17 protein-coding genes and 1 tRNA gene are annotated in these 23,830 nt (G+C 46.9%); 8 read left to right on the forward strand and 10 right to left on the reverse strand.

What is annotated here, in order from left to right; translation table 11 throughout:
- The first annotated feature begins 197 nt into the window (after nt 1–197).
- Nucleotides 198–283 (forward strand) — tRNA-Leu (locus tag LQ567_RS03475).
- 283 nt (nt 284–566) lie between these two features.
- Here the strand turns inward: LQ567_RS03475 and LQ567_RS03480 are convergent.
- The 9 genes from LQ567_RS03480 to LQ567_RS03520 all read right to left on the reverse strand — a co-directional run bounded on the left by LQ567_RS03480 (nt 567) and on the right by LQ567_RS03520 (nt 16,235).
- Nucleotides 567–2,735, reverse strand: coding sequence for a catalase (locus LQ567_RS03480; protein ID WP_231002709.1), 2,169 nt, complete (start codon nt 2,733–2,735; stop codon nt 567–569).
- Nucleotides 2,736–3,149: 414 nt separating this feature from the next.
- Nucleotides 3,150–4,562, reverse strand: a complete 1,413-nt coding sequence (locus LQ567_RS03485) for a BT_3987 domain-containing protein (RefSeq protein WP_231002710.1) — start codon at nt 4,560–4,562, stop codon at nt 3,150–3,152.
- A 157-nt stretch (nt 4,563–4,719) separates the two neighbouring features.
- Nucleotides 4,720–5,865, reverse strand: a complete 1,146-nt coding sequence (locus LQ567_RS03490) for a DUF1735 and LamG domain-containing protein (protein ID WP_231002711.1) — start codon at nt 5,863–5,865, stop codon at nt 4,720–4,722.
- A gap of 24 nt (nt 5,866–5,889) precedes the next feature.
- Nucleotides 5,890–6,975 carry a glycoside hydrolase family 18 gene (locus tag LQ567_RS03495; protein WP_231002712.1) on the reverse strand — a complete coding sequence of 362 codons (1,086 nt, stop codon included), beginning with the start codon at nt 6,973–6,975 and terminating at the stop codon, nt 5,890–5,892.
- A 91-nt stretch (nt 6,976–7,066) separates the two neighbouring features.
- The gene (locus tag LQ567_RS03500) at nt 7,067–8,632 is read right to left on the reverse strand and encodes a SusD/RagB family nutrient-binding outer membrane lipoprotein (RefSeq protein WP_231002713.1); all 1,566 of its coding nucleotides are present in this window, start codon (nt 8,630–8,632) and stop codon (nt 7,067–7,069) included.
- A gap of 15 nt (nt 8,633–8,647) precedes the next feature.
- On the reverse strand, nt 8,648–11,926 hold the full coding sequence (locus tag LQ567_RS03505) for a SusC/RagA family TonB-linked outer membrane protein (RefSeq protein WP_231002714.1): 3,279 nt from the start codon (nt 11,924–11,926) through the stop codon (nt 8,648–8,650).
- 200 nt (nt 11,927–12,126) lie between these two features.
- Nucleotides 12,127–13,335 carry a FecR family protein gene (locus LQ567_RS03510; protein WP_231002715.1) on the reverse strand — a complete coding sequence of 403 codons (1,209 nt, stop codon included), beginning with the start codon at nt 13,333–13,335 and terminating at the stop codon, nt 12,127–12,129.
- A gap of 100 nt (nt 13,336–13,435) precedes the next feature.
- Nucleotides 13,436–14,038, reverse strand: coding sequence for an RNA polymerase sigma factor (locus tag LQ567_RS03515; RefSeq protein ID WP_231002716.1), 603 nt, complete (start codon nt 14,036–14,038; stop codon nt 13,436–13,438).
- 445 nt (nt 14,039–14,483) lie between these two features.
- The gene (locus LQ567_RS03520) at nt 14,484–16,235 is read right to left on the reverse strand and encodes a PQQ-binding-like beta-propeller repeat protein (protein ID WP_231002717.1); all 1,752 of its coding nucleotides are present in this window, start codon (nt 16,233–16,235) and stop codon (nt 14,484–14,486) included.
- Between the two features lie 367 nt (nt 16,236–16,602).
- Between LQ567_RS03520 and LQ567_RS03525 the strand changes: the two genes are divergently transcribed.
- Together LQ567_RS03525 and LQ567_RS03530 are read left to right on the forward strand one after the other, a co-directional pair.
- Nucleotides 16,603–18,432, forward strand: a complete 1,830-nt coding sequence (locus LQ567_RS03525) for a tetratricopeptide repeat-containing sensor histidine kinase (protein WP_231002718.1) — start codon at nt 16,603–16,605, stop codon at nt 18,430–18,432.
- A gap of 70 nt (nt 18,433–18,502) precedes the next feature.
- A complete protein-coding gene (locus LQ567_RS03530) occupies nt 18,503–19,171 on the forward strand; it encodes a LuxR C-terminal-related transcriptional regulator (RefSeq protein WP_231002719.1) in 669 nt (222 codons plus the stop codon).
- A 112-nt stretch (nt 19,172–19,283) separates the two neighbouring features.
- Here LQ567_RS03530 and LQ567_RS03535 read toward each other — a convergent pair whose 3' ends face one another.
- Nucleotides 19,284–19,859: a dihydrofolate reductase family protein gene (locus LQ567_RS03535; protein WP_231002720.1), complete on the reverse strand. Its 576-nt coding sequence runs from the start codon at nt 19,857–19,859 to the stop codon at nt 19,284–19,286.
- Between the two features lie 174 nt (nt 19,860–20,033).
- On the opposite strand from LQ567_RS03535, the gene LQ567_RS03540 reads away from it, so the two are divergent.
- From LQ567_RS03540 to LQ567_RS03560, 5 genes are all read left to right on the forward strand, one after another.
- Nucleotides 20,034–20,369 (forward strand): hypothetical protein, encoded by a 336-nt coding sequence (locus tag LQ567_RS03540; RefSeq protein WP_231002721.1) that lies wholly within the window; start codon nt 20,034–20,036, stop codon nt 20,367–20,369.
- A gap of 91 nt (nt 20,370–20,460) precedes the next feature.
- Complete coding sequence (locus LQ567_RS03545; protein WP_231002722.1) at nt 20,461–21,183, forward strand: hypothetical protein; 723 nt, start codon at nt 20,461–20,463, stop codon at nt 21,181–21,183.
- 599 nt (nt 21,184–21,782) lie between these two features.
- The gene (locus LQ567_RS03550) at nt 21,783–22,136 is read left to right on the forward strand and encodes an ArsR/SmtB family transcription factor (RefSeq protein WP_262909532.1); all 354 of its coding nucleotides are present in this window, start codon (nt 21,783–21,785) and stop codon (nt 22,134–22,136) included.
- Nucleotides 22,111–22,605 carry an SRPBCC family protein gene (locus tag LQ567_RS03555; RefSeq protein ID WP_231002723.1) on the forward strand — a complete coding sequence of 165 codons (495 nt, stop codon included), beginning with the start codon at nt 22,111–22,113 and terminating at the stop codon, nt 22,603–22,605. The genes LQ567_RS03550 and LQ567_RS03555 overlap by 26 nt, the downstream gene beginning before the upstream one ends.
- Entirely contained in the window at nt 22,602–23,480 is an 879-nt protein-coding gene (locus tag LQ567_RS03560; protein WP_231002724.1) for an alpha/beta fold hydrolase, read from the forward strand. The genes LQ567_RS03555 and LQ567_RS03560 overlap by 4 nt, the downstream gene beginning before the upstream one ends.
- The last annotated feature ends 350 nt before the right edge of the window (nt 23,481–23,830 follow it).

Consider the following 23,830-nt stretch of genomic DNA (forward strand, 5'->3'; position numbering starts at 1 on the left):
AAAAACACAAAGATACGCAGCCCGGATACTTCAACCCTGCGGTTCGTATTTTTAGCTGCCTAAAAAATACCCGCGGATATTTATCCAATAAGTGAAGTCTTTTACCTATTTTCGCAATCCTTAAACGGCAAATGCCGGTCATTAGGAACGTTCTTTACTATAACCCAAGGATACATTTTATATGTGGCTTTGAATTTGCCCGGGTGGCGAAATTGGTAGACGCACCACCTTGAGGTGGTGGCGCTGGTAACTCGGCGTGCTGGTTCGAATCCAGTCTCGGGCACAAAAAGGTTGTAAGTAATAAACTTGCAACCTTTTTTGTTTTACAGAAAGACAGATGCGATAACAAGTGCCCGGTATACGCATTCACCACCTGCGGCTGGAGATGGGATTCAACGTAATTTGCCCGGCTGATTTTTTAAATGGATGGTTCTTTTTTTTACACCCTTAAATAAGAAAAAGGGAGGAACCAATCCTCCCTTCTACATGTTATCATTTTGCCCCACATGTAAAGCCTTTTGTTAACATGTGTTTCCCAAACTAAGCCGGTGATTTTTACATACTGCCTATGCGGGCACTTTACGCATCGCCTCACGATCCCAGAAGCGATGCTGTTTGATGTCGGTTATAAACCCTTCTATTAAACGTTCCATATCGCCGCTGATCAACATTCCCTCAGATGTATCTCCGGTTGGTACGTTCATCTTTTTAGCAAAATACGTTTGTTGTATTACCTGATCCGCCTGCGCATCCACGGCAATGGCTTTACAATGGCGGTATGCTTCATTCAGGAAATGAATGGCATCCGGATCTGCCGCCAGGGTTGCCACACTATTCGTTCCTCCGGGCAGAAAAACCGCATCGTATAATACCGAAGCCGCGGTGAGAAAACTTTGATTGACCGGCACCAGCGTTTCGTCTTCCGCAATGACGGATCCCTGTTTGGGTGCAATAATTTCTGTAACAGCGCCCTGGTCCGAGAGTGCGTCCTGCATCCGTATCAAAACCTCGCTGTTTACACCATCAGCCACCAGTATCGCGATCTTCCGGCTTTTAATGGTTTCTTTTACCGTATGCGCCATGCTCAGCGCTTCTGATCGCGCTATTGAAGGCTTTTTTAGTTCGGGTTCAAAATCATCCGTGTGTCCGTCGGCCGGTATGCTTTTATTAATGGGCCGCTCCACCTCCGGCACATGAAGTCCCAGTTTAAGGGCAACGCTGGCCGCCAGCGTACCGTCGATGAGCGACAAGATTCCGAGCATGCGTTTACGGATATCCAGCACTTTTACCTTACCGAGTTCAAAAGAAAATGCATCAATGAGATGCTGCTTTTCAGCATCGGACTGACTATTGAAAAATAATGTTGCCTGACTGAAATGATCGAAAAAACTGCGGCTTCTTCGCCGGGTCTTTTGTCCGCTTGTTTTCTGGGCAAATGAATGAAAACCACCATCGGCCATGGACGCCTGAAACGGACACCCGCTGCCCAATGAATTGGGATGATAGCTAACGCGTCCTTTGTTGATCTGCCGGCGCATAAAGCCATCGCGCTGATTGTTGTGAATGGCAACCACAGGCCGGTTAATCGGTATTTCATGGAAGTTGGGGCTTCCCAGCCGGATGAGCTGGGTATCTGTATACGAGAACAGCCGTCCCTGTAATAACGGGTCATCCGTAAAATCAATTCCAGGCACCACATTTCCTACATGAAATGCTACCTGCTCGGTTTCGGCAAAAAAATTGTCGGGATTGCGGTTAAGGGTTAACTTTCCTATCCGCTGCACCGGCACCAACTCTTCCGGAATGATCTTGGTAGCATCGAGCAGATCGAAGTCGAATTTATGTTCATCTGCTTCCGCAACCACCTGCACGCCCAACTCCCATTCCGGAAAAGCGCCACGCTCAATCGCCTCCCACAGATCGCGCCGGTGAAAATCAGGATCCTTGCCCGATATTTTTTGTGCCTCGTCCCAGGCCACGGAATGCACCCCCAGTAATGGCTTCCAGTGAAATTTTACAAAATGCGATTCACCGGAATGATTAATCAGCCGGAATGTATGTACCCCAAAGCCTTCCATCATCCGGAAGCTCCGGGGAATGGCTCTGTCACTCATCAGCCACATGATCATATGTGCCGATTCGGGCATTAGCGAGATAAAATCCCAAAAGGTATCATGTGCGGAGGCTGCCTGTGGCATTTCATTATCAGGTTCCGGCTTCACTGCGTGAACCAGGTCCGGAAACTTGATCGCATCCTGGATAAAAAACACCGGCATGTTATTGCCCACCAGGTCAAAATTGCCTTCCCTTGTATAAAATTTTACGGCGAAGCCCCGAACGTCGCGTGCCAGATCTGTTGAGCCCCTCGAACCGGCTACTGTTGAAAAGCGTACAAACACCGGCGTTTCTCCGGTGTCATCATTTAAGAATGCAGCTTTCGTCAAATGAGGCAACGCTTTGTACAGTTTAAAGACTCCGTGCGCTGCCGAACCACGCGCATGAACCACACGTTCCGGAATACGTTCATGATCAAAATGCGTCATTTTCTCTCTGAAGAGGAAATCTTCCATCAAGGTTGATCCCCGTTCACCGGCTTTTAACGAATTTTGATCATCATTTACTTTTACACCTTGATTGCTGGTCATGTCCTGCGCCATTGCCTGTTCCTTTTCGGGTTCCAGGTCGGTCAATTTTTCATTCGCCCCATCATTATTGGGCATCGGTGGATTAGGCATATACATTTACGTTTTAATAAAGTGGCATTTCTTTCATTGCGCTGCTTTCTCCCACACTCGGTTTATTTCAGCACCAAGCGGAAGTGCAACGAATGTTAACCATCAAGTTTTATGCCTGGCCAAATACCAACCTGAACGTCTTCATATTCAATTGAAAAAGAGCCGGATTCAGGTCCATGATCCCCTGGGATACGGGATGCGATTGAAATTAAATCCCCTGCCTGGGTAAAAATTGCAACAGCAGGGAGTCAGCCAGCATAGGAAACATTTAGCTGCGCCCGGTATTTAATCAAATGCAAACGACCGGAGTTTGTCATACCTGCTTTAAACAAATACCTCCTGCATGGATGATGCAGGAGGTATTTTAAGATGGGCCGGAACGTCATTTCCGCCAGCCCTTATTTTGAATCACCGTTATTCAATAGCGTTTACTTCAGCAATACCTGTATAGGAAGTACCTGATGCTCTTGTGATGTTAAATCTGAAATATTGCGCGGTTACCGGGGTTACAAATTTAAACACTTTAACAGCTGTAGAGCTGGCCGTAGCATTAAAGGTGCCTTCAAGATTCCATGAAACACCATCCTGGCTTGAGTAGATCTGCATGGTGAGGAAATTATAACTGCTGGTCGTTGGAGGATTCACATTAAAGCCCTTGATTGTTTTTACCGCACCCAGATTCAGGTCCAGGCTTGCCGGCAACGAAGCCACGGTGGCCAGCCAGTTGGTGCTGGTGCTGTTGTCAATGGTTCTTGGTGCAACGTTTGTTGAATAAGTGGCGCTCGCCGAAGCAGACCAGCCGCTACGGGTTACGGCAGTGCCGGTAAGCCCTGTATACCGTGGATCCAGATTGGATGCATATACCTTTATATTCAGGTAAACTACCTTCCTGTTGTATGCCACCGGTAATGGCGGGGTGCCCGAAACCCCTTTCACCTGAAGAGGTACCTGGTATTGCTTCCCTGCTTCCAGGCTGCCTAAATTATCTAACCGAACCGCCAGGCTATCGCTGACGGATCCGGCCGGTATCACTGCGGTAGCTTTTTGCAATTGAACAACAGCAGCCGGAAACGGTAAATAGCTGGTTTTGTTAAGCCCGTTATACGCAGGTATCAACGCATTGTTGATCTCTGCCTGCACGGTTTGCTGCCCCGACACGGGCTCTGTTACAAGCCCCCTCAAATAAAACAAATTGTTGCCTGCGATATCATTACCATTCTTTGCAATGGAATCGTTAATAACCGTCGTGTTGGAAAAAGTGGAAATACCGGCCGACATAACCCTGCTATACAAGGTTACAAACATCACCTTCCTGTTATTACTGATAGGCACCCCGTTGGTGGTGGAGCTGATCACAACCGGTATCACATAAGTAAGATTTCCCCCGGCAAAAAGCGACGGATCCTTAATGATTATTCTTACTGAATCATAGGATTGCGTAGCTCCGGCCTCAATATGAACCATACCTCCGTTCGCCAGTTCCACCGAACCGGGCGTTATTTCGGGAGAAGGCGCAGTGAGGTTATTATTTACACTATCATACCATCTTACCAGCGATGGTTCAATTACGGTTGCAACCTGTATCGCTCTGTCAACCGGCCGGGTAATGTTAACCGGGAATGCAATCCCGTCATTTTTCGTGGTTCCTGTTTCCAATACAACCAGCGAGTCAACGCCGATAGCGTTATACGCAATGGACCCGGTTGGTGCATACACAAACAACTCGTTATTTTGTATACCATTCTCATTTTTTTTGCAGGAGAAGGAAACCACCAGTAAGGCCATACCCGTCAAAATACCCCATCTATTTAAAAAAGCTAATTTCATATCTTAACTATTTTTATTGTTTCATTACAGGAACAACCGGGCTGTTCCCGTAATCATTGTTTTGATAAACGATTATTTTCGGTTGATCCGGAACATACAGGCATTCTTTATACCTTATACATCCCGATATTTTCCAGTTATATGCTGTAAGATTTATTTATTGAGCCGGCATTCTTACGCCCTCGCTCCAGCTTACCGTGCCGGCAGCAGTGGCCGTGCAACCATGGCCGGTTGCATCTGCAAACACATTGCCCACGCCCTCATTCATTTTCCAGTACGCCTCCAGCCCGTCGGTTTTGGGATTAATGGCATACATATTATTTTTTATCTGGTCCTGGGAGATGGCCTTTGTCCAGAACCTCACTTCGTTCAGCATACAGTTTGCCACAAAATAGCTGCCGCTGCCGATCATAGAAAACTGGTCCCGGCTCAGGTTGGTTAAGTTACCGGGCAACGCAAGCGTGGCGTCCAGTTCCCCGTTTACGAAAATCTTCAACTGGTTCCCGTCACTCACAAACGCCAGGTGGTACCATTTACTGGCAGAGAATACCGTATTGCAATTAATTTGTGTGCCCTGGTGCTTTACCTGCAACACGTTGCCGGGGATGGGCGCATCGCCAAAGCGTATGTATATTTCACTGGGATAAGCGCCAAAAAGTGCCTGGTTATTATATTGCCCGATGGATGTTCCCAACCGGTCCATATTTACCCGCATTTCCACCGACCATGCCTGCAAGCTATAATCCTGGCGCATGGCCATTTTTATGGCATTATTCCGGTTCACCACCGGTACGGCGGTAACGATCACCGGCTCAAATTCGTATACAAAATTGCTTAACGAGGCCAGCGACCCGGTACCGCTTACATCCGTTAAGGAAAGCGATAAAGCATACTTGTCGCCCGATTGTTCCATTTGTGTTGTAAAAGGGCGTATGGATACGTTCACGGCCGGCGCCGAAACCGCACCTGCAGGTATCGATACCGTGTTTTCCGAAAGCGTGACCAGCTCGGCGGGTACCGGCAGATAATTGGTTCCGTTCTTCTTATTGAAAGCATTGAGCGCCGCTGCGTCAACCACTACTTTTGCCATAATCGCACGGGTTGCAGGCTGCGCCATCCGGGGAGTTACCGTTACTGTTGCGCCGTTTTCGTCGATGACCAATTTGGTGGAGCCGCCCTGTGCCGCTTCCGATAAATAAATAGCATCTGTGATAACGCTGTACCCGGGCGTTTTTTTGCAGGCAGTAAAACCGATGATGATCAGCAATGCCGCAACGCATATATTTTTCGTATGAGTTTTCATGTTCTTAAAGATTTGAGTAATTGTTTAGCGTACCGGAGGATTCATGATTTGCATGGCCTGACGTAAAAAGGGATACGTACCGGGTTTACCGGATACGGTATATTCGTATTCCATGTGGTAAGTGCCGGCACCACCTTTGGCAACCCTTTTACCATTGATCACCGGTGTCCACCGGGCCATCCCTTCGAGGCTCTGCATTTTTTTGCCGTACCTGTCTGTAAAGCTTACGCCTCCATTCAGGGCATAGCTTTCAAAGTTTTCCGTAACAATATATTTTTTGGCAACTTCTTCCCCGGTCAATACATTTTTGTAGTTATTGATGGTGGTTGATAAACGGCTGTCCAGATTCGCATCGCCACTGGCTGCATAAGCCTGAACGATGAAATAATCAAAATAAGGGCCCGACTGCGGCGGCATGGATTGCGGCTCGCCGTCAACCACAAAAAGTTTTCCGGTACCGGATTTTGGCCCGATCCTGGCTCCCAGCACCTGAACAAATTTCAGCATCCTTGCCGGGTAGCTTGCTAAATTGCCCGGGGCGCCGAAGTTGGGTTCGTAGTCGATATCGAAACCATCCAGGTTATACTTATTGATGGTGTCCAGTATGGCGCCTGCATATTTTTCAATCGCCTGATCGATCAATCCATCATCACTATCCTTCCAGCCCCAGAATAGTTTGGTAGAGTCCTGTGTTTTGTTATACGGTGCCGGAGTAAGGCCATCCCCGAGATTGGCTACAATAAATACAGCCAGGCACCTGGTCCCTTTTACCGTTTGTACAAACTTCAGATCACTTTTTTGTGCCTCATTTAAATTTTTCCATCCTCCCCATAAAGACACAAAGTCTGTACTATCGGGCAGCCCCGCCAGGGAATTGGCCAGACTGGAACCGGTACCCGTCCAGTTTCCAAACCAACCAAAGGTTACCGGGTGGTCTGATTTTTTGTAGGACCGTAGTGCCTCATAGTATTCGGCCGACTTTGTTGTTTGAGGGTTGAGTCCAAAGCCCAGGCCGGTGATATCTTTTCGTTCGGCCTCCGTCCAGTCTTTACTGCAGGCAGCAAAAACAAGGAGCGGCAAAAGGAATAAATATATTCTGTACGTTTTCATTTGTATATTTTTTACATCCACCGGAAGCACCCGGCCGGATCGATTTTTTAATGGTTACCTGCAGGCAGGGTGATCATGCGCGCCGGAACATTTAGTTTTTGGCATCCCACCACAATTTGGTCGACTGTGCGTCTGTTCCTTTTAAAAAGGAAACCGCAGCGCTTACATTCGCATTGTTATTGTTGTACTCCTTGCTTGGAAAAACAAGCCGTCGTGCACCGCTCGTGGAGTTTACACCATCGGAGCTCAGATTGTTTACAGCGGGGAAAAATTTAGGATAACCCGTACGGCGATATTCAGACCATGCTTCAGTGCCCAGTGGGAACAGCGCGATCCACTTCTGCGTAACGATCCGTTCCAGTTTTGTTTCCGCATTATCCGCCTCGTTCCAGCTAACGGTAATCGTACTCACGGCATTTGCTGAGTTAAGGCCCCGGGCATCCGTGTAATTAGCCTGTTTAGCCGTATTGTTGGTAAGATACGTGGTGGCATCCGCACTGGAGAGCTCCCATTGGGTAAACGACAGGCTTACCCCCTGTGTATAAAAACTCTCGGCAGTGCCGCCCATATTCCAGCCTCTTACAGCGCCCTCTGCTCTTAAAAAAGCAACTTCTGCTGCCGGCATCCAAAGCAGGCGCGCATCGTTGCCGATATTGGGCGAAGAGTAGATTTTGCCCAATACATCCCTGTTCATATTAATAAGACCGGAACGCACACCATAATAATCGGTAACACCGTTATAACTGCCGGGAACTATATATTTCTCCAGGCGCTTATCGCCAAATCCTTTTAAATAAGATACGATTTCGGCGCTGGCACGCAACTCCGGCCAGCCGTTAATAATATATATGGGATTTTTCTGAAACGTTTTTACGGCAGCATTATCCTCATTGGATGTCATAACGCCGGCGGCTACCGCTTCCTCCGCATACCGGCGGGCCCGGCCGGCATCGGCATATACCATACGCATGGCCATTCGCAATTTGAGCGAATTGGCAAACCTGACCCACTTGCTAAAATCACCAGCGTATACATTATCATAGTAAAGCATCGGTTTGGCATTGCCAGATGCGGTGACATAGTTTTGAAGAATCGCTGCCGACTCGGTGAGATCAGCGATCATACTGTCATAAACCGTTTCCTGCGGATCGTACGGCGAACTGAGCTGTCCGAACCGCACTTTTGTATAAGGGATGGGGCCATACATATCGGTTATGCGCTGCATGGCGGCCACCAGTATAATTTTTGCCCAGGCATAGTTTACGCCGCTTTCGCCGGTAATTTTCTGAATGTTGAAAAAAGCCGGGTAAATATTTCCAAATGCATCGTTAAAGGGTGTACTGTTCCAATCCGGATTCGGGTTAAAGGTTTGAAAGTTCTGCCCGGCCCAGCTGTTAATCGGCGGAAGATACCGGCCGTAGGGAAGCCCGATCATATGCTCGGCAAACTGATACCTGTTTTCCTGCACGGGGATCACTTCATTTTGCATTACCAGGAAAAAAGCACCCTGGTTAAATCCATCTCTTTTGGCAATACTATCGGTTAACAAAAACGGGTTTGTATTCACATCATCCATGCTGCGGCTGCACCCGGCACCCATAACCAGGCTAGCCAGCACAGCGAACGGCAACAATAATTTTATATTATTCTTTTTCATATTCAAAGCAGTTTATTAAAATTGAAGTTTTAAACTAACACCCATACTCTTCAGGCTTGGCATCATGAAATAATCCAACCCCTGGTAAAAATTGCCTGTAGATGCGGTAGTTTCCGGATCAAATGGAGCTTTGTTATAGATCATCAATAAATTGCGCCCCGTAACTCCGATCGTAATGCGGGGTATATTTTTGAGCCAGGATGGCGGCAGTTCATAAGACAGGTGCATTTCCTGTAAGCGGGCATTGGTGGCGCTATAGGTATAATAGGCCGTCATTCCCTGGCTGGCGCCTACTACGTCAAACCATTTTTGAGCGCTCACCAGGCCGGAATTGACGGGTATACCACCTTTATCCCTCCAATCAGCAGAAGATGCAGACACTCCGAAATTATCTAAAACCGCCTGTGTGGAAGAAATGACGATACCCCCCACACGTGCCGTTAACAGGAACCCGAAGTTGATGCCCTTGTAGGAAAATTCATTATTCCAGCCTACATTATACTTGGGAAAAACGGAACCCAGATAATTTTCTACATTGGTTTGGGGATAGATATTTCCATCAACCGGGTTAACGAACAACTGCCCGTTTTCATCCCGCCGGATATCCGTAGTGGAAAAAACGTCGCCGAGCGTACCGCCTTTGCGTAAGATAAACTGCGCATCAGAAACGGCGGCAAGGCGCAATTCATTGATCGAATAACTTTCTCCGGTAACAGGGTCCTTGTATTGATTGACCAGCTCAATAATTTTATTCTTATTCGCTGAGAACGTCAGTTTTGTATCCCAGCCAAACCCGCCGCCGTACTTATCGGCGTATCCCAAAATGGCTTCTACACCCTTGTTCTCAATGTTACCGGTTTGAATGTATATAGACGAATAGCCCGATGTGGTACTGATGGCAGGGTTGAATGTTTGTTTAAACGTGTTGGTATGATAATACGTGGCGTCAAAGCTTAGTTTATTATTCAGGAACCGCGCATTGATGCCGGCCTCCCACGAGTCCGTTTGTTCGGGGAACAGCTCCTGAACCGGTACATAACCGGGAGGTGCCCAGGTACTGGTTTGTACATCATAAGTATAAGTAGGCGAAGTAAGGCCCGATGTTGGAGGATTACCCACCCTGGCAAAAGAACCTCTCACTTTAAGGAAGGAAATGGCCTGTGGCAATGTGGTCATTTCACTTACGATGGCCGACAAGCCTGCAGAAGGATAGAAAAACGACCTGTTTTTGGTATTTACCAGGGAAGACGCCCAGTCGTTTCTTCCGGTAATAGTAAGATACAGCATTTTGCGCCATCCAAGATCCCCGCTGAAAAACAGGGAATAGGTGCGCGTGCCGCTATAGCTTACAACAGGACCCGCATCCTGACCGCTTAAGCGCTGGTTATACGGGGAAAAGAAATTAGAAATACCATCCTCCTTTAAGGGTGCCCTGAAACCATCCCGCACCCGGTTATGCTTATCCGAATAAATACCGCCGGCATTCACACTTAAAGAATAATCGTCAATGCTCTTATTAGCCGACAAAATAAAATCCCCGTAGGTTTGTTTTTCAAAACCCGTTAAATGCGCGTAAAAGCCCTTAGGACTATTGCCCGTGAACTGCAGCAACGTACCTGCATTCCTTTTCTCCTCCGCTCCTACAGTAGCATTGTCATAGCGAATGCGCGCGGCAGCGCTCAACCAGGAAAGCAGGTCATATTTTAATGATCCGGTTAGTATGTACCGGTCTTTGGTTGTGGTGTTCACGATCCTGTTGGCAACCCAGTAGGGATTTTGCATGGAGTAGCCCCCCTCCCCGTACGGCCAGTAGGGATAACTCACCAGGCTGCCTTCGTCAAAACGTTCATACGCCCGGATGGCGCTAAAATCTTCCCCGCGGGGAAATAGATACACAGGAACAATGGAACTGAAATACTCCCCCTGGTTTCTCATGTTGCGGTCAGACTGCAGAATATAATTCGCGCCCACATCCAACAGCATTTTATCATTGAGAAACTTGGCCGTATTTCTGAACGTAAAATTATACCTGTTATACCGGTTGTTGGGTACGATACCACTGGCATTGGCGGATGAAGCAGAAAAGAAGGTTTGATTTTTGTCTGTACCGGTGGAAAGCGACACGCCGTTCATCAGCGAGCTGCCCGACTCGAAAAAATCGGCCGGATCGTAGTCGGAGGGAGTGCTCAGGGAATCGCCCCAGCTTTTAATATCGCCCGGTTTATTTCCATATTTGTTCTGAAACCGGGGCAATACAAATGGCTTCATAAAATCTGCCTGGGAGGAAAAGCTTACGCTTAATTTTCCGGCCTTACCTTTCTTCGTGGTAATCAGCAGGGCACCATTGGCCGCTTCACTACCATATAATGCCGCTGCCGATGCTCCTGTAAGTACGGTTATCGATTCAATATCATCGGGGTTCAGGTCTGCTATACCCTCGGAGCCGCCCGTAGACCCAAAACGGCCGGTTCCAAAAGAACCTCCGTTGTTATACATCGGAACACCATCTATTACATAAAGGGCATTGTTGCCCTTGGCAATAGACTTTGTACCGCGCATGACCACTTTTGTGGCGCCCCCGGCTCCCGAGGAACTGCTGTTGATGGTAACCCCTGCCACTTTACCATTAAGGCTGTTTACAAAATTGGCATCCTTAACTTTTGTAACATCATCCGAGCTTACCTGTTGTGCACTATAGGTGAGTGAGCGTTCTGTACGCTTAATCCCCAGGGCCGTTGCGATTACAATATTTTCCATTACGGGCTCCTGCGCCACGAGCATTACGGTAATGGCCGGCTGGGACTGCGATACAGACACTTCCTGCACCGCATAACCGATAGAAGAGATCACCAACACGGCATTTGGCGTAGCGATATTAATACTGAATGTGCCGTCGGCGTTGGTTGTAGTGCCCCGCGTGGTTCCTTTAATGGTTACCGAAGCACCCGGTACCGGCCCGCCGCCATTGCTAAGTACGGTTCCCGAAATGACCCAGGCGGGATTCTTATCTTTAATAAGAATCGTTCGTTTTACAATTTCGTAGGTAAAAGATTGCCCGGCAAAGGATGCCTGCAACGCATCTTCCAGGGACACATTTTTTACATCGATTGTTACATTTTGCGCATCCTGCATGTCCTTTGCATCGGCCAGTACGGAGTAACCGCTCTGCCGGCTGATCTTTTCAATGACATTTCGAAACGGCTCATTACTGTAACGCAGCGTAATGCGTTGGGCATATGTGGATGCATTTACCTGGAAACACGCAATAACAAGCAATAAAACGGTTAGTTTCATGACTAAAAGAATCTTTAAGCAATCGTTATAAGCAATTTTTGGTGCAAACAACCGAAAACAACGGAAGACACTTCCGTAGAAATTAAAAATCATACATTTGTATTGTTTGGTTAAAAGATGTGATGAATTCTCCCCGAATTTGTCATCAATGGCCTTACGTTATCCGGAAGTGCGTCAACACTTCCGGTTTTTTATTTTCTTTATTTTTCTATTACATAAATTTTTCTGCCTTCGATTTTAAAGTGAATATTTTTGGCAACAATTTCCATCATCGATAAAACATCAGCGATATCCGCGCTGCGCTGCATTCTTCCATAAAAATGAGTGCGGGGCACCGAGTCATACACAAAAGTTACATCATACCATTTCTCCAGCTGCTCCTGCATGGTTGCAAAATCAGCATTCTCAAAAGAGAAATAGCCCCCGATCCAATCAGGTTCGGCATTGGCGCTCACCAGGCTCGTAACGGCAAAGCCACCTCCACCAGCCGTTAATTTTGCCTGCTGGCCCGGTTTTAATGTTTTTGAATCGGAACCATTGGAAAGGCGCACGCTTCCTTCAAAAAGAGCGGTTTTGATTACCTTATGATCTGCACTGGAGCTTATTGAAAAATGCGTACCGAGTACTTCCACAGTTTGCGGCCCCGTAGATACCTTAAAAGGCATTGCTTTATTATGGGCTACTTCAAAATACGCTTCGCCATCTACAGCAATTCTTCTTTCTGCTCCGCTAAACTGCTGCGGGAAGGTAATGGATGAAGCCGAATTCAGCCATACCTGCGAACCATCCGGCAAAATCAACCGGCATTGCCCGCCCCGCGGGGTTTGTATGGTATTGTTTACGGCCGGGGCTCCTTTAGCAAATGCACCGGAATCATTATGCACCCTATAAACGAGCGCCCCATCCGGCAGTTTCTCAACAACAAAGCCGGCCTTCAAGGCAATTTCGGGAGCCATGCTGTCCGTAAGAGAAACAACGGATCCGTCTGCAAGTTTCAGGATGGCCCGGTTGCTTCCGGGTATAATCGGATCTACTGCGGCCCTGCCCACCGTTCGGGTGCTGCCGCTGCCGGAAAAATCATTCCGGTATACATAAAAAATGCTGCTAAATGCCAATATAAAAATGGCCGCAGCCGCAGCGTAATAAAACCTTCGCTTCTTATTAAACGCAATCACCCGGGTTGCCCGCACTTCTTTGATCAGTGCTTCACGGATCCGGATTCCCTGCTCGGAAGTAATATGATGCGGTAATGCCTCCCAGTTATCAGCATCATTTTTCAATTGAGAAAGCAGCTGTTTTGTAGCCGCTTTAGATGCGAGGTACTTGCGCAGCTCGTCTTTCTGTTCAGCGGTGATCGTACCTGCTAAAAATTGCTGAAACAACTCGTTATAATACGCCGCTTTATCCATCAGGCAAATCGCTTTATATATAATACCTGGAAAAAAGAAAATGGGTGGGTGTTTCGCCGGTTTTTTTTATTTTTTAAACTGTACCTGCAATTGTTTGCCATTAAAACCGCAGTAGCAGGCTCAAAATCAATAAAATAGGTTTTTCCCGCAGCTGTTCTTCCATTCTTTTTTTGATAAACTTTATAGCCAGCACCAGGTGTTCTTTTACTGTGTTCCGGGAAATCCCCAGCTGATCTGCCACTTCATCATAGCTCTTTCCTTCTATCCGGCATGACCTGAATACTATTTTACGCTTTTCGGGCAAATCGTTTATTGTATTGTAGAGCAGCATTTCGAGCTGCTCCTGCTCGGTCTCCGACAAATGATCAGGAGCGGAAAGTACGCCGCTCACATTTAAAAACTCCGCCTCCAGTTCCTTTTGCCGGGCCATGGAGCTAAGGAAACTATATACCGCGTTCCTGGCCACCCGGTAACAGTACGCTTTTGCGCCCCGTACGGGATCGATACGTTCCCGGGCCCGCCAGATTTTGATAAAGACATCCTGTAAAAGATCTTCCGCCACCGGCACCGATTTAACAAAATGGAAGATATAATTATAGAGAAGGACGTGATAGCTATCGTAAAGCCAAAGAAAAGCGCCCTCTTCACCGTTCTTCAACCGGCAAAGCATGTCATATTCGATATTGGCCTTTTCTGCGGACATTTCGTACAAACTTACGGCGCCGGGGGCTTCACAATTACTTTATGCAGCAAAAAGCAACTATTTTTTTTGCACGATGAAAGAACAAACGCCCGGCATTTGATCTTATACAACTACTAAAATGGCGTTTATACCAGCGGAGTAACAGAACAGGCCATGAAGAGAAGATCCAAGCATCTATCAGATCAGGGGCCGGGGAAAGATCCGTTTTTCACCATACAGGTTGTATCCTGCAGACGTTTATAATGACACTCAATAATACAGCACAACATGTTTGGACAAGGTACTAAACCGCATGCCGACTTCTATTGACACTCCTTATGCTTGGCTAATTCATACCTGGAGCAGCCCTTTCAGTACCAGGCACGAAAAAAGGTTGTAAGCGATCTGCCTGCAACCTTTTTGTTTAAAACAAACGGCGAATTCCTGCCTGTTCCCTATTGCACAACTATTCGGCTACGGCCCGTACGATCCGGCTATACATCTTTTCCCCGTTTTTATCAACCTGAACAATTCGTAGGTACATTTTATCAAAGGGGGCCGGCTGAAGTGCGCTGCCTTTTTTGATGCAGGACACTATCAGGCAGGTGATCACTACCACAATCAGGTACCTGTTCCTCCTATAAGTCAATAATAAAACCCCAAACAGGCCAATGCCTGCCAGCCCGAGGCTGCCGGCATTAAAATCCAGACTATAATGTGTGGGCATATTGGCGTTCCCATCCATCGCAACTGTCGGTACCGTACCAATTGCTCTGAAATCCGTTCCATTTGTGGAGGCCTCAATAATAAACCGGTCGCTGTTTTTTTCCAGCAGACAGGTAAAATGGACATGCAGCGTATGGTTGCTGATAGCGGCACTGATATCGCCGAATGTTACCGGGAGGGCATGATCGCTGGTCAGCTTTATAATCCAATAATCATTGTTGCCGTGGTTGTCGGAAACATTACCATTTGCAGAGTTGGAATAGCCTGCAATTATATATCCGCCGTCGGGCGCGGGGTGTATGAAATAAATATCATCCGTTCCTGTACCGCCCATCGATTGCTGCCATTTCATCGTACCCGTGGCATCTAATTTTATCACCCAGTAATCGAAGCCGCCGTAATTACTGGTAACATCGCCGCCTGTCGCAGCGGAATACCCTCCGATGATATAACCGCCATCCGCTGCCGGTTGCACGCAATTGGCGTTATCATTTCCAGGGCCACCCAGCATTTTTTGCCACTGTACTATGCCCATACCGTCCAATTTGATGATCCAGCAATCAATGCCGCCGTGATTGGCGCCCACATCGCCGCTATTAGCGCTGTTGGTATATCCTGAAACGATATATCCTCCATCATCTGTACATTGTATAAACGTGGCATACTCTGCGCCGGTGCCGCCCAGCAGTTTCTGCCACACCACATTGCCGTTGGTATCTAATTTTACGATCCAGTAATCTGCACTCCCATGATTGCCGGCAAAATCACCGGTTTTGGACTCAGAAGAGCCGGCCACTATAAAGCCACCGTCGGCGGTAGCTTGTATAGAATAAATGTCGTCCCAACCCGGACCACCCATTTTTTGCTTCCATAGTACGTTTCCTGAGTTATCCAGTTTCACCACCCAGCCGTCATAACTGCCCTGGGTAACCCCTACATCGCCGTCTGTTGATTGGGAGTAACCTGCTACAATATAGCCGTCTGAAACCACCAATACAGATTGAGCCCTGTCGGTTTTGGATCCCCCCATCGATTTCTGCCATGCGATATTCCCAGCTGCATCTAATTTAACCACCCAGTAATCGTTCCCGCCCTGGTTGCCGGTCACATCTCCGTCTGTGGAATTGGAATATCCGGCTACAATATAACCGCCATCATTGGAAGGCGCTACAGCACTTGCAATATCCGCCCCGCTGCCGCCGAGCGATTTTTGCCAATCGATTGTTCCGTCGTTTTTTAGTTTTACAACCCAATAATCCAGACTCCCGTGATTGCCGGTCACATCTCCGTTTACAGCACCTGCTGAGCCAGAAGAGCCGGCTACAATATAACCTCCATCGGAACAAGACTTTATACAATACGCCCGGTCATCTCCGCTGCCTCCGAGCGATTTTTGCCACTGTACAGCAGGCGGTATCTGTGCCTGTATGATTACCGGTGACAGCAGGTAAATGTAGGCGAAGATTAAATATATAAACGGATTCTTTTTCATCTGCATATTTTCAGTTTTTACATTTTTGGTGGCGGTTTCGCGCTATTCCTTCAGATTGCATACGATACAATCTGCCGGATGGGGTTTACTGTAAGCAGCGCCATTCCCGCAATTTTGCTTTACAAAAGTGGTTGGTAACTGGTGATGGAACAATACTCCATCTGGATAGTTTTTTAAACATTCTCTATACAGCGGACTTTTTGCCCCCGAACTTTCATATCTTTCAATTAAACTTTAAGAGCTGCATGAGACGTACTAAAACACTGTTGTAATGACCATCCGTTTTTTTTACATAATGGTATTATTGTGCATTGCTCCGGGTTTAAAAAGCCAGACTACGAAAATTGATCTTTATAAAAGCAGACTATTGAATAGTGTTACTGATGCGCAAAAATTAAGTACCCTGTTGGATCTGCTTGATCAAAGAGAATCGCTCTCCGTTGATACGCTATCAGGCTATATCCGCCAGGCAAAAATGCTGAACCAGATTAAAAATGATCAAAAGACCGGATCGAAACTGGTACTTGCAGAAGTACATTTATATATACGGCAGGGAAAACTGAAAGAGGCACGGGAAACCATCGAAGTAGAATTAAAGAAATATCCTCGTGTTACGCCTTCTAACAAAGCGCTCTATTTTAAACTTTATGAAGCTAAAATCGACTGCGTAAATTACAGCGATCATTATCAGGAAGCTTCCGCTATTGCCTATAAAATCATTAAAGAAGCTGAGCTATATAATGATTCCATTGCTATAGGAAATGCCTATAATAGCCTCGCCTGCTGGAATTATGATTTGGATTTTACAAATAAGGCTATACAATACAGCTACGAGGCCTTGTCCTGGACTTCGCCCACCCCCGCTTTCTACAATTTACTGGCGGGCATCTATCTGAACCTTGGAGAAGAGTATTGGTGGATTGACAAATTAGACTCAGCAGAATTTTGCATAAGAAAAGGCATTGCCTATAGTATAAAAAATGAAAACTTAAATTTCCAATACTATGGATTGCAAAAAATGGGGTCCATAAAAACCGCAAAAAAAGAGTTTGAAGCGGCAGAACGATCTGTATTGCAGAGTTTTGAAATTTACAAAAAGCTGAACGGTTCCATCCCCAGTAACCGGAACCTGATGGCCCTGGGTAATATATATATGAACTGGGACAAACCAGACAAAGCGATCGCTGTTTTGACCGAGGGATTGCGACAGGATAGCATTTATGAAAAGGAACATCATTTGTCTTTGGACAGCAACCGTACCGATATACAAAAAATGTATGTACACAATCTGCTGGCGAAATGTTACAAGAAAAAAGCGGATTACCAAAACTACGCATTGGAGCTCGAAAAAATCATTACAGAAAAGGATCGTTTTTATAAAGTAAATGCTGCAGAAACACTGGCAGATCTTCAAACAAAATATGAAGTACAGAAAAAAGAGACAACCATCGCCAACCAAAACTTAATGCTGGCAAGACGGCAGAATGTTATTATTGGTATATCTGCCGCAATCTTACTTTTAGTTGCAGCCGTTTTTGTACTATTTAAAGACTATCGCAAAAAACAGATACAAAAAAGCAAAACAGCCATAAAGGACGCAGAAGAGAAAGAACGCAAGCGGATCGCCGCCGACCTACATGACAATCTGGGTGTGCAGGCGAATGTTATTTTATACACCAGCGAATTGCTGAAACAGGCGCAGCGTATCAATGACACGAATCTTGTGGCGCATATGAACGAAACAGCCAAAGACATGTTGTTCTTTTTGCGGGAAACGCTTTGGGCGCTCAAAACCACGGATACGACTGCACAGCAATTGTGGCTCAGAATATTAAACTTTATGGGCCAGATGAAACGAAGCTATCCGGGGATTACTTTTCTCACTACCGGTAATGTAACCCGCGACTTTGTGATTGCCCCGGCTACCGCCCTGAATATTTTAATGATTATACAGGAAGCATCCAATAACAGCATAAGGCATAGCCGGGCAACTGAAATTATAATAACTTCAACAACAGAAAGCGATCATTGGAAAATTGTTCTGCATGATAATGGCATTGGATTCAACCCGGCGGTGGCTCAGAAAGAAGAAAGCAACGGGTTAAAAAACATGGAGCAGCGTGCGGCAGCATCGGGCATCCGACTAGTGATATCCTCCAATGCATCGAAAGGAACGGAGATAAGCCTTTCTGTTTAAAAAGTTTAAATCATCCAAATGGAGTATTGTTTTTAAAGCGATTGCGTTCCAATTTTGTAAAAAGACAGGTATGATCCGCGTAGCAATAGTTGACGACAAAGCAACAAACAGGCGTATTGTAAGTGAGAAGCTGGCTGAAAACAAATGCTTCCAGATCGTTATAGCTGCCGTAGACGGTGCAGATTTTTTACACCAAATGACCGTCATTGAGCCCGAAAATCATCCCCACATTGTATTAATGGATCTTGAGATGCCCCATGTGAACGGGATCACTGCTATTGCTACCGCTTCTTCTTTATACCCACAACTCCGGTTTGTGGTACTAACCATTTTTGATGATGAAGAGAAAATTTTTAATGCTATCAAGGCCGGGGCTTGCGGATACCTGCTGAAGGAAGAAAGTAGTACGGTCATTGCCGATATGCTGATCAATCTTTGGGAAAGCGGGGCCGGGCCTATTTCACCCAGTATCGCTTATAAAATCCTGCAGATGGTGCAGGGCCAAACGGCTTCCGGTCTTAGAAAAGCTGAAACCGGAGCCGATATTTTTCAATTGTCTGCGCGCGAAAAAGAAATCCTCGAATGGCTGAGCCAGGGATATGAGTATAAAGACATTGGTAGTAAATTATTCATCAGCCCCAACACCGTAAAAAAACATTGTATCAGTATCTACCAGAAACTGCATGTTAACAGCCGGGCGCAGGCCTTGCGGATTGCCTATACAAAGGGCCTTATTTAATCTGAAAGGATCCTGTAACGTATATAAAACGGCTTGTGTCGAACCGGCCGTCGCTACAACAATGCTTCCTTATTTCCCGTGGTTGTTTTTAATCCGCCACTATAAAACCTTGTTATGCATAAGTGCCGCTCTCTTTTATGGGCTTATAATAAAGGATCACCCCGCCAGAATCAAAGGTTTTTGTCTTCAGAAGTGTAAGCACCATTCTTTCATGGATATTTTTAAATAAGGGCAAACCGTCGCCTGCTATTACAGGGTGCACACAAAGCTGGTATTCGTCTATCAGGCGTAGCTTCGTCAGCGCTACGATCAAACTCGGGCTACATACCAAAATATTCTTGTTATTGCCGTTGCCCGATTGTTTTAGTGTAGAAACAACCTGCTCAATTTCCTGGTCTGCCAGCGATGCGGTTTCCCAGTCTACATGCTTCAGGGTATGTGAAAAAACAATTTTTGGAATGCGGTCTATCGCCACCGCAAAGTCGTCCATTGATTGTTCACCGGTGGGTTCCTTTACAAAGGGGCGCCAGTATTCCATCAATTGATAAGTGATCCTGCCATACAAAGCAACGTCTGCATCATTTAATAGTTCGGCGTAATGCTGGTGCATCGCTTCATCCGGAATCCCGGCCGTATGGTCGCAAATCCCATCCAGTGTCATATTCATTGCGGCAACTACCTTTTTCATATTCTTATTTTTATCACCTGAATGATGCCGGTGGCAAACCCGGCGCCATTACCGGCCCTTTGGTATAAAATTATTCATTCTCCGTATACCCGCGGGAAAAATTTTGCGATCCTAAATAATCCGATTAACTTTGAAATACAAAGTACTTTCCAATAATAGTAAAAACGCGATATAATGAAAATATCAAGAACAAAATTCGTCCTCATCTTTCTTGTTTCGGCGTTTGTCTTTCAATTTATCACGAACTCGGTTTTAGGACCAGAGGTCAGGCTTTTTCCTGCAAACGGCGAGTGGTTCCCGGGAGCCGGGTCACCAACAGGCTGGAAGCGTACCCTGGCTGCCGTTCTATACCCTGTCAAATTTGTTTTGATAGGTCCCTTGTCGTTTCTGGCTAAAGATCCGGATCCGGCGCCTCCTGTTTTATTGCTTGCGTTTGCGGCCTACTGGGCGGCCATCGCATTCATTCTTCATTACGTCTTCAGCAAAATAGTCATTCGTAAAAAGGCCTGAGTGTTGGAGGATCTGCATACTTTATTATCAATTATCTCAAACATTGAAGCAGATCTGCCCGACAATTCAGGGTTAAACATTAATACCCGGTATGAACAGTATTGAAGAACGATACCGTGAAGCAAAGTCGGATAAATGGTTTCAAAACTTTGCCGTTTTCTGCCGCATTGCCCTTGCCGCAAGTTTTCTTCCGTCTGGCTATGTTAAAATAATGGGCCAGCGTTTTGCTGAAGGTTTATCCCATAACAATCCGTTGGGGCGTTACTTCGACGCCCTGTTGGCAACAGGCCACTACTATACGTTTATTGGAGTTACCCAAGTTGTGATCGCCCTGTTAATATTGATACCAAGGACCGCACTGCTTGGCACGCTGATGTATTTTTGCGTGATCGTTAATATTGGTGTGCTGACGTATGCCACCCGCTTTCATGGGACACGGATCGTTACGATTATGATATTGGCCTGCCTGTATCTGCTGATATGGGATTATGACCGTATCAAACATATTTTGCCCTTCAGGCAACCGCCCGAAACGCCACGGCCCGTTAAAAAACCATTGGGCATGCGTCTGCGTCTTGTATTTTTTGGTGGCTGCATCGTTGCACTGGCTGTTATTATTATTGGTACTTCCTATTTATACGAAATAGTGCCGGGCGATTCTGAAGCCGAAGCCCGGAACCAATGCCCGGGCAGTAAAAATCCGGAGGCCTGCGAGGCTTTCTGCGATTGTATTTATAAGCAAGGGCAGCCACTGGAAAGCTGTTTGGCTATTTTTAATAAGGCAAAAGATATCCGGAAAACGGATACGCGGTAGCAAACCGCAACGTGTGCGAGAAATATTTTCGAAAATGTTCGCTCCCCCGCGCCCTTTGCGGCAAAAATAAAACCGCCAGGTACGCCAGGAATCCGCAAGGGCCGCTAAAGCAACCGCAGATCGTATTCGAAAACGCTAGCGTCCATCGCGTTTTCCTCGCGCGCTTTGCGTTTGAATTATTACCACAAGATGCACGGGAACTGCAAGCGACATCAGGAAATAGTTTCGCAAACATGCGCTCTCCCCCGCGCCCGTCGCTGTAAAAACAAAGCCGCCGGGTACGCCAGGAATCCGCAAGGGCCGCTAAAGCAACTACAGATCGTGTTCGAAAACGCTTAGCGCCCGTCGCGTTTTCCTCGCGCGCTTTGCGTTTAAATTGTTACCACAAGATGCGCCAGGAACTGCAAAGGACATCAGGAAATACTTTCGCAAATATTCGCTCTCCCCCGCGCCCGTCGCGTTTTCCTCGCGCGCCTTGCGTTTGAATGTTACCGCAAGATGGACGGAAACTACAAGGTGAATAGCATAATGCTCCCATCAAAAAAAAATTGCGCAATCAAATAATTGCACTTATATTTGCAATCATTTAGTTGCACATTATGATTATCAGACGTGATGTTTTCCAGGCAATAGCAGACCCAACCAGAAGGCAGATCATCGACCTCCTGGCACAGGAAACGCTCAATGTAAATGCCATTGCAGAAAAATTTGATGTAAGCCGGCAGGCCGTTTCGGTACATGTAAAGATCCTTGCAGAATGCGGGCTCCTGGTGATCCGGCAGGAAGGCCGGGAACGGTATTGTGAGGCAAGACTCAGCAAGCTAAGCGAAGTGGCATCCTGGGCAACGCAATACAAAAAATTCTGGGAAGGCCGGTTCGGCGCCCTGGATCGTTATTTAGAAACCGTTAAAACCCAAAAGTCAAAAAATGGAAAAAGCACAAAGTCCCGCTGAAACCGTTTCACAGGAGGTATGGATCACCCATCTATTTAACGCAGATCCGGAAACTGTTTTCCGGGCCTGGACGGATCCAAAGCAACTGGCCGCCTGGTATGCTCCTGATGGCTGTACGATCGTTTTCAAAAAAGCCGATATCCGCAAAGGCGGTCAGTATCATTCCTGCATCCACAACCCGTCGCACGGCGATTGCTGGTGCAAGGGCACCTACCTGGAAGTGGATGCTCCCCGGAAACTGGTTTTTACTGCAGAAGTTACCGATGCAAACGGGAATGACATAGACCCGGTAACAGTGGGTATGCCTGCCGACTGGCCGGCCAAAACAGTAGTAACCCTTCAATTTAAACCGCTGGGAACTCAAACAGAAATGACCCTGCACCAGACGGTAGCGGCATCACTTGCAAAAGCGACCGGCGCCTTCCCAAGCTGGATCGAAATGTTTAACCGTCTCAATCAACAGTTATGAAACCGGTATGGCTTCCCGCCGCCTTATTCCTGTGCTACACTGCACAGATGGGTGTTTCAACCGGCGCAAACAATCCCATCTTGGTCCGCGATTCCATTCCTTGTAAAGCAGGATACGCGCGGGTGAATGGGATTCAAATGTATTATGAAATCTATGGCAAGGGTGCTCCATTGGTATTGTTGCACGGCGGCGGCTCCACCATACAAACCACTTTTGGACGCGTGATTCCCCTGCTGGCGCAGCACCGGCAACTGATCTGCGTAGAATTGCAGGCGCATGGCCGCACCGAAGACCGTGATACGGGCCTTTCATTTGATCAGGACGCCGATGATGTAGCGGCATTGTTGCATAATCTCTCTATAAAAAAAGCGGATTTTTTCGGATTTAGCAATGGGGGAAATACGGCGCTTAAAATCGCCATCCGGTACCCGCAGTTATGCAGGAAGGTGATTGCCGGATCGGTTCTGCTAAAACGCAACGGAACGGCTCCGCAGTTCTGGGAAGCGATGCAACACGCCCGCTTTGAACAAATGCCACAACCTTACAAAGATGCTTTTCTACAAGTAACCCCGGATACCGCTAAGTTGCGGAACCTGTTTCAGCGGTGTGCCAACCGGATGAAGACCTTTACCGATTTCAGCGATGCAGCAATCAGGTCAATCAGGGCGCCCGTACTCTTTATTAACGGAGATGCAGATGTAGGCAGCCCGGAACATATTACGGCTATGGCTAAATTGGTTCCCAATGGACAGGCCACCATTATCCCGGGAGGTCACGGCGCATATATTGGTGAGCGGGTAGCTTCGCCGCCTGGCGATACGCTATACCGGTCTGTGGTACCGGTTTTAATCCAATTCCTGGATTTGAACCAATAGCGGTATCCAGCAGGTGTATCAGGTCCGCATACATAAAACATCCGGCCGTTTGAATACAAGGCTCATGCCCAGCCTGCAAGAAACGTTCGGGCGGTAGTAGCGATGGCTCCCGATCCATTTCATTACAAACGTATGTTTCTTCTATATCCGGAACCTCGATGTGCAGCTCCGGTTCCCGGTCCATTTCCGCCGGCGGCACCGTTTCTTCGGCAGGTGCCTCAGATTCTTTTACCAGATGAAACATAATAACGGATATTACGTCTGTACAAAATCATTATTTATGATGCCTTCCCGGATGTGGCATCGGAGCCCTGCGTTTTTACTATTTTATTATAAATTCCGGATAATAA

Source organism: Niabella pedocola (assembly GCF_021044425.1).
Classification (GTDB): Bacteria; Bacteroidota; Bacteroidia; order Chitinophagales; family Chitinophagaceae; genus Niabella; species Niabella pedocola.

What these genes read in the sequence shown, in the direction of transcription:
- LQ567_RS03480 (WP_231002709.1), bottom strand. Translation starts at nt 2,735, where the DNA reads ATGCCTAATCCACCGATGCCCAATAATGATGGGGCGAATGAAAAATTG.
- LQ567_RS03485 (WP_231002710.1), bottom strand. Translation starts at nt 4,562, where the DNA reads ATGAAATTAGCTTTTTTAAATAGATGGGGTATTTTGACGGGTATGGCC.
- LQ567_RS03490 (WP_231002711.1), bottom strand. Translation starts at nt 5,865, where the DNA reads ATGAAAACTCATACGAAAAATATATGCGTTGCGGCATTGCTGATCATC.
- LQ567_RS03495 (WP_231002712.1), bottom strand. Translation starts at nt 6,975, where the DNA reads ATGAAAACGTACAGAATATATTTATTCCTTTTGCCGCTCCTTGTTTTT.
- LQ567_RS03500 (WP_231002713.1), bottom strand. Translation starts at nt 8,632, where the DNA reads ATGAAAAAGAATAATATAAAATTATTGTTGCCGTTCGCTGTGCTGGCT.
- LQ567_RS03505 (WP_231002714.1), bottom strand. Translation starts at nt 11,926, where the DNA reads ATGAAACTAACCGTTTTATTGCTTGTTATTGCGTGTTTCCAGGTAAAT.
- LQ567_RS03510 (WP_231002715.1), bottom strand. Translation starts at nt 13,335, where the DNA reads ATGGATAAAGCGGCGTATTATAACGAGTTGTTTCAGCAATTTTTAGCA.
- LQ567_RS03515 (WP_231002716.1), bottom strand. Translation starts at nt 14,038, where the DNA reads ATGTCCGCAGAAAAGGCCAATATCGAATATGACATGCTTTGCCGGTTG.
- LQ567_RS03520 (WP_231002717.1), bottom strand. Translation starts at nt 16,235, where the DNA reads ATGAAAAAGAATCCGTTTATATATTTAATCTTCGCCTACATTTACCTG.
- LQ567_RS03530 (WP_231002719.1), top strand. Translation starts at nt 18,503, where the DNA reads ATGATCCGCGTAGCAATAGTTGACGACAAAGCAACAAACAGGCGTATT.
- LQ567_RS03535 (WP_231002720.1), bottom strand. Translation starts at nt 19,859, where the DNA reads ATGAAAAAGGTAGTTGCCGCAATGAATATGACACTGGATGGGATTTGC.
- LQ567_RS03540 (WP_231002721.1), top strand. Translation starts at nt 20,034, where the DNA reads ATGAAAATATCAAGAACAAAATTCGTCCTCATCTTTCTTGTTTCGGCG.
- LQ567_RS03545 (WP_231002722.1), top strand. Translation starts at nt 20,461, where the DNA reads ATGAACAGTATTGAAGAACGATACCGTGAAGCAAAGTCGGATAAATGG.
- LQ567_RS03550 (WP_262909532.1), top strand. Translation starts at nt 21,783, where the DNA reads ATGATTATCAGACGTGATGTTTTCCAGGCAATAGCAGACCCAACCAGA.
- LQ567_RS03555 (WP_231002723.1), top strand. Translation starts at nt 22,111, where the DNA reads ATGGAAAAAGCACAAAGTCCCGCTGAAACCGTTTCACAGGAGGTATGG.
- LQ567_RS03560 (WP_231002724.1), top strand. Translation starts at nt 22,602, where the DNA reads ATGAAACCGGTATGGCTTCCCGCCGCCTTATTCCTGTGCTACACTGCA.